Raw genomic sequence first — 12,784 nt, forward strand, 5'->3', positions numbered from 1 at the left:
GGCGCGAACGGAATTGTTGCGCCCGCATTAAACGGCAGAACGCAAGCGGCGGAAAGCGCCACTCTTACCGCAGTGCAACGTCGTGAGATTTTCCCGGCTTTCGCCGGGACCGGTGCTGCTGCATTGCCTGAGGCGGCCGTCCAGATTGCGCCGCCGCTCCACCACACGAGGCCTGCATGCGCTCCCCCCGGTTGATCCTCTCCGCTTTCCTCCTCTTCGTTCTCCCGGCAGCTAATTCGCCGGCCGGTGCCGAGACAGCCGTCGGCGTTGCCATGGACGATTTCAGCTATACCGATACATCAGCCGAACCGGCCAACCAGACCGCCGCCCATGAGCGGCGGCTATCGGCGTTCATGGCCGCGCTCAGACGCGATATCGGCGCGGACCGGCGCTACCGGCTGGTGCCGTCGGCCCAGGACGGCGCGGCGTTCAAGATCATCGGCGGCATCCAGAAGACCAGTACGCTGGTGCAATGGGCCAAGGTCGCCGTGATCGACGTCGGCGCCAAGAAGCTCGTGATGGACAAGCTCTACAGCTTCCGTGGCGACAATGACGAATCATGGGAGCGTGCCGAGATCTTCGTGTCACGCGAGGTCATGGCCGCGCTCGGCACACCAGCGCCGGTCGCGCTTGCGGTGTTCGACTTCGAGCTTGAGGACATGACGGCCGCTTCCGCTTCCGCATTGGCCGCCTCCGACGCGTCGTACCTGGCCGAGGTCACCAGCGGTGTGCGCGACATGCTCGGCCAATCCGGCCGTTACCGGATCGTCGATGTCGGCGCAGACGCGGCGAAAGCGGGCACCTTGCGCGACTGCGGCGGCTGCGAGGCCTCCATCGCTCAGAAGCTCGGCGCGGACCAGTCGCTGATCGGCGTGGTGCGCCGGGTCAGCCGCACCGAATACACGCTCGGTTTCCAGGTGCGCGATGCCAGGACCGGCGCGGTGCTGGCGCGCGGCGACAGCGGCCTGCGCATGGGCGCGGACTATTCCTGGAAGCGCGGGGCCGTGCGGCTCGTCAGCGACCGGCTGATCGAGAGCCAGTAGCGTCCGCCGTCGCCGATCGGCCGCCGGGCTCCACCTCTCCCCAGCGGGGACGGATTGCGAAGCAATCCGGGTGAGGGGCCGCAGTATTCAGTGAGGCTGTAACCCCTCACCCGGATCGCATCTTTCGATGCGATCCGACCTCTCCCTACGGGAGAGGTGAACCAAGGCACAGGCGTAGCCTAGAAGGTCAACTGCACCTTCATCGATTGCGAGCGGTCGCTGGCGAGCTCGAACGCGGCGACCGCGTTCTCGAACGGCATCGTGGCCGTGATCAGCGGCTTGACGTCGATCAGGCCTTCGCCCATCAGCCGCACCGCGAGCTCGAACTCGGGATCGAAGCGGAAGGTGCCGCGGAGCTGCAATTCCTTGGCGACGATCGAGTTGATCGGCAGCGTCATCTCGCCGCCGAGGCCGAGCTGCACGAGCGTTGCGCCCGGCCGCAGCACGTCCAGCGCGGTGCGTAGCGCGGTCTGGTTGCCGGAGGCTTCGAACAGCGTATCGAACACGCCCTTGCCGGCGCGCCACGGATCGAGCGCCGAGACATTGGTTGCGACGTTGATGGCATGGGTGGCGCCGAGCTTCCTGGCGACTGCCAACGGCGCATCGGCGACATCGGTCACCACGATCTCGGATGCGCCGCCGAAGCGCGAAACCAAGATCATCAGCGCGCCGATCGGGCCGCAGCCGGTGATCAGCACGCGCTTGCCGAGGAGGGGGCCGGCCTGCCGGCCGGCATGCAGGCACACTGCGAGCGGCTCGGCCACCGCGGCTTCCGCCAGTGAGAGCTTGTCAGCGATCGGCACGGCCTGCGTGGCATCGACCGTGATGAATTCACGGAAGCCGCCCTGCACATGTGGAAAGCGCATCGCGCTGCCGAGGAAGCGCATGTCGAGGCACTGGTTGCGCATGCCCTCCTGGCAATGCAGGCACTGACCGCACGGCTTGCTCGGATTGACCGCGACGCGCGTGCCAGGCATGACGCTGGTGACGCCGTCACCAACTGCGGCAACGACGCCGGCGATCTCATGGCCCAGCGCCATCGGCTGCTGGATGCGCACGACGCCAAAACCGCCGTGATGGTAGTAGTGCAGGTCGGAGCCGCAGATTCCGCCATTGGCGATCTTGACGCGGACTTCACCCGGACCGGGCGCCGGGTCGGGATAGGCGTCGATCCGCAGATCCTTCGGGGCGTGAATGACGACGGCGCGCATGGCTTGCTCTCTCGTTGCTCTTCGCGGTTACATCGCGGCGATCATGCCGCCATCGACATAGATGATCTGGCCGTTGACGTAGGTCGATGCGTCCGAGGCCAGGAAGATGGCGGCGCCGACCAGTTCGTCCGGCTTGCCCCAGCGCTTCGAGGGAATTCGCCCCATCAGCCAGTTGTTGAAGTCGGGATTGTTGACCAGTGCCTCGTTCATGTCGGTCAGCATATAACCGGGGCCGATCGCGTTGGCTTGGATTCCGTGCTGGGCCCATTCCACCGCCATCGAGCGGGTCAGGTTCTTGATGCCGCCCTTGGCGGCGGTGTAGGGCGCGATTGTGGGGCGGGCGAGCTCGCTGCCGAGCGAGCCGATATTGATGATCTTGCCGTGCTTGCGCGGGATCATCCGCTTGGCCGCCTCGCGACCGATCACGAAGGCGCTGGTGAGGTTGGTCTCGATCACCTTGCGCCACTCGTCGGTGGTGAACTCCACCAGCGGCTTGCGGTGCTGGATGCCGGCATTGTTGACGACGATGTCGACCGCAATGCCCTTCTTGTCGAAGTCGTTGAACGCCGCGACGATCGCGGGCTCGTCGGTGACATTGAAGGCGGCGCCCTCGGCCTGATGACCGGAGCTGCGAAATTCAGCCACGGCCTGCTCGACGCGCTTGGGATCGACGCCATTGATGATCAGCTTGGCGCCGGCCTTGGCCATGCCCTCGGCGATGGCGCGGCCGAGGCCGCGGGAGGAGCCGGTCACGAGCGCGGTGCGGCCGGAAAGATCGAACAGGGAAGTGCTCATCTCAAGAAATCCTCAGACGTTGGAGCGGCGAACGGTGAGATCGGAACGGTCGAACACGGCGGGGAGGAGGTCGACGCCCAGTCCGGGGCCTTCCATCGGATAGACAAAACCGTCCTTGATCACCGGCATCGTGGTGACGAGCTCATTGTACCAGCCCTTGTAAAAGGCGCGCACGGATTCCTGGATCAGCGTGTTGGGCTGGCTGAACGACATGTGGATGGCCGCGATGAAGCCGATCGGGCCGATGCAGTCGTGCGGCGCAAAGGGCCGGTGGTAGGTCTCGGCCATCGCCGCGATCTTGCGGCCTTCGGTGAGGCCGCCGGTCCAGCACAGGTCGGCCATCACCACGTGCATGGCATCACGGTCGAGCATGTCCTTGTAGGGGAAGCGCGAGCCCAGCGTCTCGCTGGCGCAGACCCAGACGTCGGTCGAGCGCGCATATTCGGCGAGCGCCTGCGGCGAATTCATGCGGATCGGGTCTTCGTACCAGGTCGGCTTGTACGGCTCGAGCGCGCGCGCGATCTGCTTGGCGGTCGGCAGGTTCCACAGCGAGTGGAGCTCGACCATGATCTCCATCTTGTCGCCGACGGCTTTTCGGATCTTCTCGAACGGCTCGATCGCCTGCTTCATCTGCGCAGCGGTGATGTAGAGACCCTTGTTCTCCTGTGCCGCCGGATCGAACGGCCAGATCTTCATCGCCGAGATGCCGCTCTCCAAGAGGCTTTCGGCGAGCGCATCGGCTCGGTGCATGAAGCCCTCGAGATCCTCGTAGGGGCCCTTGGAGGCTCCGAGATTCCAGTTGGCGACCGGGCTGATATTGGTCGAGCGGACATATTGGGTGCCGGCGCAGGTGTTGTAGATGCGCTGCTTGTCGCGGCAGAGGCCACCGAGCATCTGGTGCACCGGCTGATTGCAGACCTTGCCGAACAGGTCCCACAGCGCAATGTCGATCGCGGAGGCTGCGCGGTATTCGACGCCGGTCGACGACTGCGCCATCGGCAGGTTCAGCATGTCGCGATGGATCGCCTCGATATGCAGGGGATTGCGACCGAGCAGGCGGCCGGCGAAGGTGTCGTGGATCTGCGCCTCGACCGCGCCCGCGCCATAAAAGGTCTCGCCGAGCCCGATCACGCCGGTGTCGGTGTAGATGCGCACCCAGATGACGTTGGAGAATTCCTCGGTGCGCAGGGTCTCGATCGACGTGATCTTCACGACAACAGTCCTCCCGTCAGGCGCATAGGCCCGCTTTGTTTGTCATTTCTGCGCCGCCATTGCCGGCGGGCCGGGCGCAGTCTTACGCCCGCTTGTAATATATCACAACATGTTTTAAGGGTGCCACGGACAAGGCGCGCCAGCGAGAGCGCGGGTCGACGGGAGGGAAAGATGGCACGGCGCAAGCGCGCGCTCGAGGTGGTGAGAAACGATGACGGCGGCAAGGGCAGGCCTTCCCGGCGCAACCGTCTCAACTTCTTCGAGCTTGCCTACCAGAGGATCGAGGAGCTTCTCGTTCATTGCGAGCTCAAACCCGGCCAGTTCGTGACCATGTTGGAATTGCAGCAGATCACCGGTTTCGGCCGCACGCCGGTGCATCACGCGGTCAACCGTCTCTCGGCCGATACGCTCATCATCATTCGTCCACGCCATGGCCTGCACATCGCGCCGATCGATCTGGCGCGCGAGCGCATGCTGCTCGGCCTCCGCCGCGACATGGAGCGCTTCGTGATCCGCCTCGCGGCCGATCGTGCCAGCCTGTCGCATCGCAATCAGGCGCTTCACATCGAGCGTCTCCTGCGCGAGCGCCGCGCCAGCCTGACGCTCGACGAATTCAACAGCCTCGACCGCCGCATCGACGCGCTGGTGCTGGAGGCCGCCGGCGAGCCGTTTCTGGTGCACACGTTGCGGCCGTTGCACACGCTCTACCGCCGCATCGGATACATCCACCACCGCTTCATGCCGGGGCAGGCCGACCTGTCAGGCACGATCGATCACCACCTCGCCATTCTCAATGCGGTCGCCAGCCGCCGCGTCGATGACGCGGTGAAGGCGAGCGATGCGCTGATCGACTACATGGACTTCATGTTCACGGGCATGGAGGCGGGCATCGATCCGCGTCTGCTCGATTGCAGCATCGAGCCGCTGCTCGGCACGTAGAGAGTTTTGAAGAGAGGACCAAACATGCAAACGATGGCCATGCCACAACCGACCGCGAGCGAAGCCGCGGTCCGCTACCTCATCACGAACTACAGTCCAAAGGGTAACAAGGTCGGCTGGCTGATGATGGCCTCGATCCTGGTCGAAGCCTGGGATCTCTATTCGATCGCTTTCGTGCTGATCTTCATCAAGGAGCAATACAATCCCGATCCGCTGATGCTCGGCCTTGCCGCGGCCGGCACGCAAGGCGGCGCCCTGATCGGCGCGCTGCTCGGCGGCTGGCTGTCTGACAAGATCGGTCGCCGCGTGATGTTCCTGGTGACGATGGTGCTGTTCATCGTGCTGGCGTTGGCGCAGGCCTTCGTGCCCAGCGTCGGCTGGCTCGTCGTGATCCGCTTCCTGCTCGGCATCCCGCTCGGCTCCGACATCTCGACCGGCTACACCTACATCATGGAATCCATGGCCAAGGGCGAGCGCGAGGTCATGGGCAACCGCTGGCAGTTCATGTTCGCCGTCGGCGAGGTCCTCACCATCGGCGTCATCGTCATCTTCCTCCTGATCGACATGCAGCACGAGATGCTTTGGCGCGTGACGCTCGGCCTCGGCGCGGTGCCGGCGCTGATCATCCTGATCATGCGGCACGACGTGCCGGAGACGGCGGTGTGGCTGGTGCAGAAGGGACGCTACCGTGAAGCCAAGCGGGTCGCGCGCGAGATGTTCAACGACAATCTCGACATGCTGCCGGACCAGGATGTGAAGGTGCCGAAGGTCTCAACCCGCGACTTCCTCGCCGACCTCAAGAAGGATCCGATCCGCTGGCGCGCCACGGTCTACGGCTGGATCGCCTGCTTCGCGCAAGGCAGCGAGTTCTCGACCTTCGCGTTCTACCTGCCGGTGCTGTTCGTGATGGTCGGCGTGTCGAGCGTGCTGGGCAACAATCTGGTGACGATGGGGCTGTTCTGCTTCGCCGCTCTGTCCGGTTGGGTCGGTCCGTTGCTGACGCCGAAGATCGGCCATCGCGGCATCGCGATTGCCGGTTTCGGCATCGTGCTGGCCTCGCTGCTGGTCGCGGCCTTCGCGCTCTACACCGACAACAAGATGCTGCTGCCGTTCGCGGCCGCCGCCATGCTGTGGGGCCACTATTGGGATGCCTCGAACTGCATGACGATCCCGACCATGGTCGCCAAGCCCAAATATCGCGGCACCGCCAGCGGCTTCGCCTACATGTTCGTGAAGCTGCCGTCGTTCCTGGCGATCTTCCTGTTCCCGTCGCTGTTCGCGGCGATCGGGCAGGCGAATGCCACGCTGTTCGTCGCGATCTTCCCGCTGATCGGATTGCTCGCCGCAATCTTCATCCTGCCGGAAGTCTACGGCTACGAGAACGACTGACGAAGCGCTGCCCGGTCGCGGCGTCACGGCCGCGATCGGGCGTCTTCCTAGAGGATGAGCCGCGGGGGCGGCTACGGGCTCAAGAACACCGGGTCGATCCCGACCCCGTGGCCGAGCAGGCCGATCGCCTGGAGCTGGGCGGCATGGAGGTCGATCTCCACGATGGCGAACAGGGCCAGCAGCACCACTGCGGAGAAGAGGAGCAGCGGGTGAGATGTCTCGCCTTCGCCCTGCGCGGTGAAGCCCTGAATCGCGCGACGCAGGGAGAAGCTTTGCGGCAATGCTTTCGATTGGATCTGCATGATGAACCTTCCTCGCCGCGCCATATCCGTCTGATCTGCGCGACAATGGAATTCTAGCCGCGGCCTCGCCGCCGGCATTGATGCACCGCAAATAGCTGCAGTTGATTTCGAAGGCTTGCCGCCGCTACCAGATTGCCGCCGCCAGCGCCGCGATCAGGGCGGGCGGCGTCACCAGCAGGCCGAGCTTGAGGAACGGCCAGGCGCCGACCTCGATCTTCTCGCGGCGGAGCGCGACCAGCCAGAGGATGGTGGCGAGCGAACCTGTCACCGACAGATTGGGGCCGAGGTCGACGCCAATCAGGATGGCGCTGACGACAGGCGCAGGCAGATGGTCGTTGGCGGCGACCGAGCCTGCGACGAGGCCGACGGGTAGATTGTTGGCGATGTTGTCGGCGAGCGCGGTGGCAATGCCGACGCTCCAGGCGGCTTTTGTTACGGACTGCTCCACCGCCTGATGCAGCAGCGCGCTGAGCCGCCCGATCACGCCAGTCTTCACTAGCGCCTCGACCATCACAAAGAGCCCTCCGACCAGCGGCAGCACGCTCCAGGAGATCGCCTGCAGCACGGGGAGAGGAGATTGGCGGTTGATGAGCAGCACGGCGGCCGCCGTTGCGCTTCCGCAGACGAAGGTTGGCAGACCCAGCTGCAGATCGAGTGCGGAGGCCCAGATCAGCACGATACCGATGGCGCCAATGCCGTAGGCCGTCAATCGGCCGCCGCGGCCGAGTTTCGGGTGAGGAACACTCGTTTCGATCGTTTCGTCCTTCAACTCGCGGTGCAGGGCAAGGCGCAGCGCGATATAGGTGAGGCCGATCGAGGCAAGTGACGGCAGCGCGAACTGGCGGAGCCACGTTCCGAGATGCGGCATGTTCTTGCCGAAGACCACGAGGTTGGCCGGATTGGAGATCGGCAGCACGAAGCTCGCCGCGTTGGCAATGAAGGCGCAGACGAACAGATAGGGCAGTGGTTTGGCGCCGGCCGCGCGCGTCGCGGCATAGACGGCGGGCGTCAGCACGATCGCGGTGGCGTCGTTCGACAGGAGTACTGTCACGAGCGTGCCGACGATATAGATCAGCAGGAACAGCCGCTGCGGCGAGCCTCGTGCATGTTCAACCGCGAACGCGGCGAGATAGTCGAACAGGCCTTCGAGCCGCGCGAGCTCGGCAATCAGCATCATGCCGATCAGGAAGAGATAGACGTCGACGCCCTTGTCGATGCCGGTGAGCGCGTCCTGCCACGACAGAAGCCCGAGCAGCACCAGCGCCACGGCGCCAATCACGGCCCAGATCGCCTCGGGCAGGCGAAACGGGCGGATGATGACGCCTGCGGTCGCGGCGACGATGATGCTCCAGGCCCAGATGGCCTCATGCGGCGCGGCCGGCACGTTCAATCCTCGAAGTGAGATGGGTTCATTCGGCAGCGATAGCCGAAGCTGGCGGTGCTGTCTTCCCCTGCGGGCGGATACCTCAAAACTTGACCGCGAGCAGCACGGCGCCGGCACCGATCATGGCGATTCCGAGCCAGCCCTGCGCGGTCGGGCGCTCGCCGAGAAACGTAAAGGCGAACAGGGCGACTAGGACCACGCTGAGCTTGTCGATCGGCGCGACGAGCGTCGCAGGCCCGAGCTTCAGCGCGCGGAAATAGCAGAGCCAGGACGCGCCGGTTGCAAGCCCCGACAGCACAAGAAATAGCCAGGTCTTCGGCGAGACCGCCGACGGCACGACGAACTGGCCGGTGAAGAACAGGAGAATGGCGAAAGCGAGCAGCACCACGATGGTGCGGATGAAGGTCGCCAGATCTGGATTGATGTTCTCGACGCCGATCTTGGCGAAGATTGCGGTCAGCGCCGCAAAGCAGGCGGACAGGAGCGCCCAGGTTTGCCAGGCGGAGAGGAGGACGGGTTTCATGGGAATACCTGACGTGTTGCTTTCGTTCGGCGTTGTGCGGATCGCGGCTTGCCAAGCCCTCCGCTGTCGTCCCGGCGAAGGCCGGGACCCATACCGCGGAGTTTATCCTGAGGCACGCACGACGTCGGTCTTCGCCAAACACAACCCTGTGGTTATGGGTCCCGGCCTTCGCCGGGACGACAAGGAACTCACCGCGCCATCGAAAGCTTCTCCGTGATCGCCTTGCGCAAAATTCGTGACAGCGACTCCACGGAATACGGCTTCTGAATCAGCTCGAAACCGCGATGGGCGTTCTCGGCGAGCACGTTGCTGTAGCCAGAGGTGAGCACGACGGGGAGGCCCGGATAGTGCTCTCGGATGATGCCGGCGAGCTCGACGCCGTTCATGCCGGGCATGATGACGTCGGAGAAGACGAGGTCGACGGCGAATTCGTTCTCGCCGAGGATGGCGAGCGCCGCATTGGCGTTGGCGACGCGGCGGACGACATAGCCGAGATCTTCCAGAAGCTCGGTCGAGAACTGACCGACATCGTCATTGTCTTCGACCACGAGCACGCGATAGCCGCGCCCCGTGGCGAGGGCTTCGTGCGTCAGCGCCGCGGCTTCCTTGTCGGTTGCCGGGCTCTGCGCCTGCGGCAGATAGATGGTGAAGGTCGCGCCTTGCCCGGGCACGCTCGTCACCGCGATGTCGCCCTCAGACTGTTTTGCGAAGCCGAAGGCCTGGCTGAGGCCGAGGCCGGTGCCCTTGCCGACTTCCTTGGTTGTGAAGAACGGCTCGAAGATCGAGTCGAGATGTTCGGGCGCGATGCCGCTGCCGGTATCGGCGACCGATATGGCGACGTAGTCGCCGCCGCGCGCCGACTGCGCACGCAGGCTCGGAATGCCTCGGATCTTGCGTACCGCGATGATCAGCCGGCCTTCGCCCTCCATGGCGTCGCGGGCGTTGATGGCGAGGTTGATCAGCGCGGTCTCGAACTGGGCGATGTCGGCCACGGTGAAGCAGTCGGTATCCTCGACCTCGACCGCGATCTCGATGCGGCCGCCGACCAGCGGCCGGATCAGTTGCGCGACGCCCTCGACCTGGCTGCCGACGTTGAAGATCTGCGGTTTCAGCGGCTGCCGCCGCGCGAACGCCAGGAGCTGCGCCGTCAGCTTGGAGGCGCGCTCGACCGTGTCGGAGATGGCGTCGACATAGCGGCGGCGGCGCTCCTCCGGCAGCTCGCGCCGGCGCAGGAAGTCGGTGGCCGAGCGGATGATGGTGAGCAGGTTGTTGAAGTCGTGCGCGACACCGCCGGTGAGCTGTCCGATCGCCTCCATCTTCTGCGACTGCCGCAGCGCTTCCTCGCCGCGGCGGCGCTCCGTGATGTCGACGGCCTCGGGCACGGCGCCGGTGATGTTGCCGTGGCGGTCGAGCACCGGGCGCATGCCGAATTCGAAATCGCGCTCGCCGATCGGAAGGCGCAGGCGCATCTCCAGCCGCACCGCTTCGCCCTTGAGCACGGTCTGGAACGCCTCGCGTACGACGGCGCTCATGCCGTCTGTCGCGCAGAACCAGGGCGTCTCCCACAACGGCTTTCCGATCACATCTGAAGAACTCGCCTTGATGCCGTCCAGCGCGGTCTTGTTGGCGTAAAGCAGCTCGCCCCTGAGATTGACCAGGCCCTGATACTGATTGCTGGTCTCCAGGATCGCGCGCAGCCGCGCCTCGTTGGATTCGAGCTCGGCGGTGCGCTGAGTGATGCGCTCTTCCAGCGTCTCGTTGAGCCGCCTGAGTTCGATCTCAGCCTGCTTGGCGGCCGTGACGTCATGGGCGACGCCGATGAAGCCGATATGCTTGCCGGTCGGATCCCAGCGCGGCTGTGACTCCGAACGCAGCCAGCGCCATTCGCCGCTGGCGTTCTTGTAGCGCGCCTCCAGCACGAAGGGCTTTAGCGAGGCTTCACCCTGGACCGACTGCTGCAACACATGGGGGAGGTCGTCGGGATGCAGCACCTTGCGCCAGTCGAAGTCGATGGCCTGGTCATAAGGCAGGCCGACGAAGTCCACGTAGGCCTGGTTGGCGAAGCTACGCTTGCGGTCGAGCTTGGTCACCCAGATCGGCACCGGCGCGCTGTCGGCGATCAGCCGGAAGCGATCCTCGCTCTCGCGCAGCGTCTCGCGCGCGAGCATCTGGTCGGTGATGTCGATATGGGCGCCGACGAGGCGGATGGCGCGGCCACCCTTGTCGCGCTCGATCTTGGCAACGACGCGGATCCAGCGGGTCTCGCCGTCGCTGGGACGGATGATGCGGTATTCGGCGGTGTAGTCTTCGCTCGTTCCGGCGAGAGCCTCGAAGAAATGGTTGACGGTCGCGTCGCGATCGTCGGGATGAATGCGATTGACCCAGTCCTCGTGCGACTCATCGGCGGCCTCGGGCGGAAGGCCGTGGATCATCAGATATTCGGGTGAGCGGCGGTTCTTGAAGCCCTCTCGGAAGTCGACCTCGACGCCGCCGACCTTGCCGATGCGCTGGATGCGCGCGAGTTCGGCCTCGCGCTCCTGGAGTGCGCGATAGGCGTTGTCGCGCTCGCGTGCGACGTCTTCGAGGTGCTGGCGCAGCCTTTCGGCGGCGATGGTCTCGGGCAAAGGATTGTTCAAGGCGTCGGCCGTTGTCATGCGGGTGCGCACGTGCCGGACCGATATTCACACAGACGGAGCGTGATGGCCATTGCTCAAAGAGGGATATGCGGGGAAAGACGCCACCGAATGGGCTGTGGCGGGTATGAACGAAACGCCGGGTCTGGCAATTTGTTCCTGACATTGGAACGATGAGCCCGCGGATGAGTCTTTGCGAGGCATCGGACTCGCATTCATAAAACTCCCTTGCCGAAGAGGCTAAATCTTGAAGCTCTTTGTCTGCCAGGCCTGCGGCAACGTCCTCTATTTCGAGAACCGCGCCTGCGAACGCTGCGGCCACCGGGTCGCCTTCCTGCCGGAGAAGGAGACGATGTCGGCGATCGAGGCCGACGCGGAGGGTTGGACGACGCTGGCCGACAGGGGCAAGGGCCGCATGCTCTGCCGCAATGCCGAGTACGACGCCTGCAACTGGCTGACGGACACAGGCGAGACCACCGGCTATTGCCGTGCCTGTCGTCACAACGGGACGGTGCCGAACCTGTCGGATCAGGCACAGCTCGCCGGCTGGCGCGAGCTTGAGGTGGCAAAGCACCGGCTGTTCTATTCCCTGATCCGCTGGAAGCTTCCGCTCCAGACCCGGCAGAACGATCCTGCGCATGGCCTGATCTTCAATTTCCTCGCCGACGATCCGAACAGCGGAGAGAAGGTCATGACCGGCCATGACAACGGCCTGATCACGATCGCGCTCACCGAGGCCGATGACATCGAGCGCGAGCGACGCAGACTGGAGATGGGCGAGCCTTATCGCACGCTGCTCGGGCATTTCCGCCACGAGGTCGGACACTACTTCTGGGACGTGCTGGTGCGCGAGGGCGGCAGGTTGGACGAATGCCGCGCCGTGTTCGGTGACGATTCGACCGACTACGGCCAGGCGTTGCAGCGCCATTATGCCGAAGGCGCGCCGCCGGACTGGCAGCAGAACTTCGTCTCGGCCTACGCGACGACGCATCCGTGGGAGGACTTCGCCGAGACCTGGGCGCACTATCTCCACATCGTCGACACGCTGGAGATGGCCGCCGAGTTCGGCATGGAAGTGCGCCCCAAGGTCGACCGCGACGGGGAGTTGACGGCGCGCATCCGCTTCAACCCGTATGAGGCCAGGGACGTGCAGGCGCTGGTCAACGCATGGCTGCCCTTCACCTTCGCCATGAACAGCGTCAACCGCGCCATGGGTCTGCGCGACCTCTATCCCTTCATCCTGTCGCCCGCCGTGGTCGCCAAACTGGGCTTCGTTCACGGCCTCGTCCGGGACGTGGCCAAGGCCGGAAAGCCGTAAGCCGTCCCAAGGGGTTGCCAAGCCCGTTCCGGTCT

11 protein-coding genes are annotated in these 12,784 nt (G+C 64.8%); 4 read left to right on the plus strand and 7 right to left on the minus strand.

Going from position 1 to position 12,784, the window contains the following annotated elements; genetic code table 11:
• The first annotated feature begins 176 nt into the window (after positions 1 to 176).
• Positions 177 to 1,043, plus strand: a complete 867-nt coding sequence (locus GPL20_RS09375; protein ID WP_157329288.1) for a DUF3280 domain-containing protein — start codon at positions 177 to 179, stop codon at positions 1,041 to 1,043.
• A 179-nt stretch (positions 1,044 to 1,222) separates the two neighbouring features.
• Here the strand turns inward: GPL20_RS09375 and GPL20_RS09380 are convergent, their stop codons facing one another.
• From GPL20_RS09380 to GPL20_RS09390, 3 genes are read right to left on the minus strand one after another with little or no spacing between them, the layout of a single operon-like run.
• A complete protein-coding gene (locus GPL20_RS09380; protein WP_157329289.1) occupies positions 1,223 to 2,254 on the minus strand; it encodes an L-idonate 5-dehydrogenase in 1,032 nt (343 codons plus the stop codon).
• A gap of 27 nt (positions 2,255 to 2,281) precedes the next feature.
• Positions 2,282 to 3,049 carry an SDR family oxidoreductase gene (locus GPL20_RS09385; protein ID WP_157329290.1) on the minus strand — a complete coding sequence of 256 codons (768 nt, stop codon included), beginning with the start codon at positions 3,047 to 3,049 and terminating at the stop codon, positions 2,282 to 2,284.
• A 12-nt stretch (positions 3,050 to 3,061) separates the two neighbouring features.
• Positions 3,062 to 4,261 carry a mandelate racemase/muconate lactonizing enzyme family protein gene (locus GPL20_RS09390; RefSeq protein ID WP_254126314.1) on the minus strand — a complete coding sequence of 400 codons (1,200 nt, stop codon included), beginning with the start codon at positions 4,259 to 4,261 and terminating at the stop codon, positions 3,062 to 3,064.
• Between the two features lie 171 nt (positions 4,262 to 4,432).
• Here GPL20_RS09390 and GPL20_RS09395 point away from each other — a divergent pair, with 171 nt between their 5' ends.
• Positions 4,433 to 5,200, plus strand: coding sequence for a GntR family transcriptional regulator (locus tag GPL20_RS09395; RefSeq protein WP_157329291.1), 768 nt, complete (start codon positions 4,433 to 4,435; stop codon positions 5,198 to 5,200).
• A 24-nt stretch (positions 5,201 to 5,224) separates the two neighbouring features.
• The gene (locus GPL20_RS09400) at positions 5,225 to 6,589 is read left to right on the plus strand and encodes an MFS transporter (RefSeq protein ID WP_157329292.1); all 1,365 of its coding nucleotides are present in this window, start codon (positions 5,225 to 5,227) and stop codon (positions 6,587 to 6,589) included.
• Between the two features lie 71 nt (positions 6,590 to 6,660).
• On the opposite strand, the gene GPL20_RS09405 is transcribed toward GPL20_RS09400, so the two are convergent.
• The 4 genes from GPL20_RS09405 to GPL20_RS09420 form a co-directional block, all read right to left on the minus strand.
• Positions 6,661 to 6,891, minus strand: coding sequence for a hypothetical protein (locus tag GPL20_RS09405; protein ID WP_167532956.1), 231 nt, complete (start codon positions 6,889 to 6,891; stop codon positions 6,661 to 6,663).
• 124 nt (positions 6,892 to 7,015) lie between these two features.
• Positions 7,016 to 8,275 (minus strand): arsenic transporter, encoded by a 1,260-nt coding sequence (locus GPL20_RS09410; protein ID WP_254126318.1) that lies wholly within the window; start codon positions 8,273 to 8,275, stop codon positions 7,016 to 7,018.
• Positions 8,276 to 8,357: 82 nt separating this feature from the next.
• Positions 8,358 to 8,798 carry an EamA family transporter gene (locus GPL20_RS09415; protein ID WP_157329294.1) on the minus strand — a complete coding sequence of 147 codons (441 nt, stop codon included), beginning with the start codon at positions 8,796 to 8,798 and terminating at the stop codon, positions 8,358 to 8,360.
• A gap of 188 nt (positions 8,799 to 8,986) precedes the next feature.
• Entirely contained in the window at positions 8,987 to 11,464 is a 2,478-nt protein-coding gene (locus tag GPL20_RS09420; protein ID WP_254126320.1) for a hybrid sensor histidine kinase/response regulator, read from the minus strand.
• A 214-nt stretch (positions 11,465 to 11,678) separates the two neighbouring features.
• Between GPL20_RS09420 and GPL20_RS09425 the strand changes: the two genes are divergently transcribed.
• On the plus strand, positions 11,679 to 12,749 hold the full coding sequence (locus GPL20_RS09425; RefSeq protein WP_157329296.1) for a zinc-binding metallopeptidase family protein: 1,071 nt from the start codon (positions 11,679 to 11,681) through the stop codon (positions 12,747 to 12,749).
• Positions 12,750 to 12,784: the final 35 nt, after the last annotated feature.

This window comes from Bradyrhizobium cajani, assembly GCF_009759665.1.
Classification (GTDB): domain Bacteria; phylum Pseudomonadota; class Alphaproteobacteria; order Rhizobiales; family Xanthobacteraceae; genus Bradyrhizobium; species Bradyrhizobium cajani.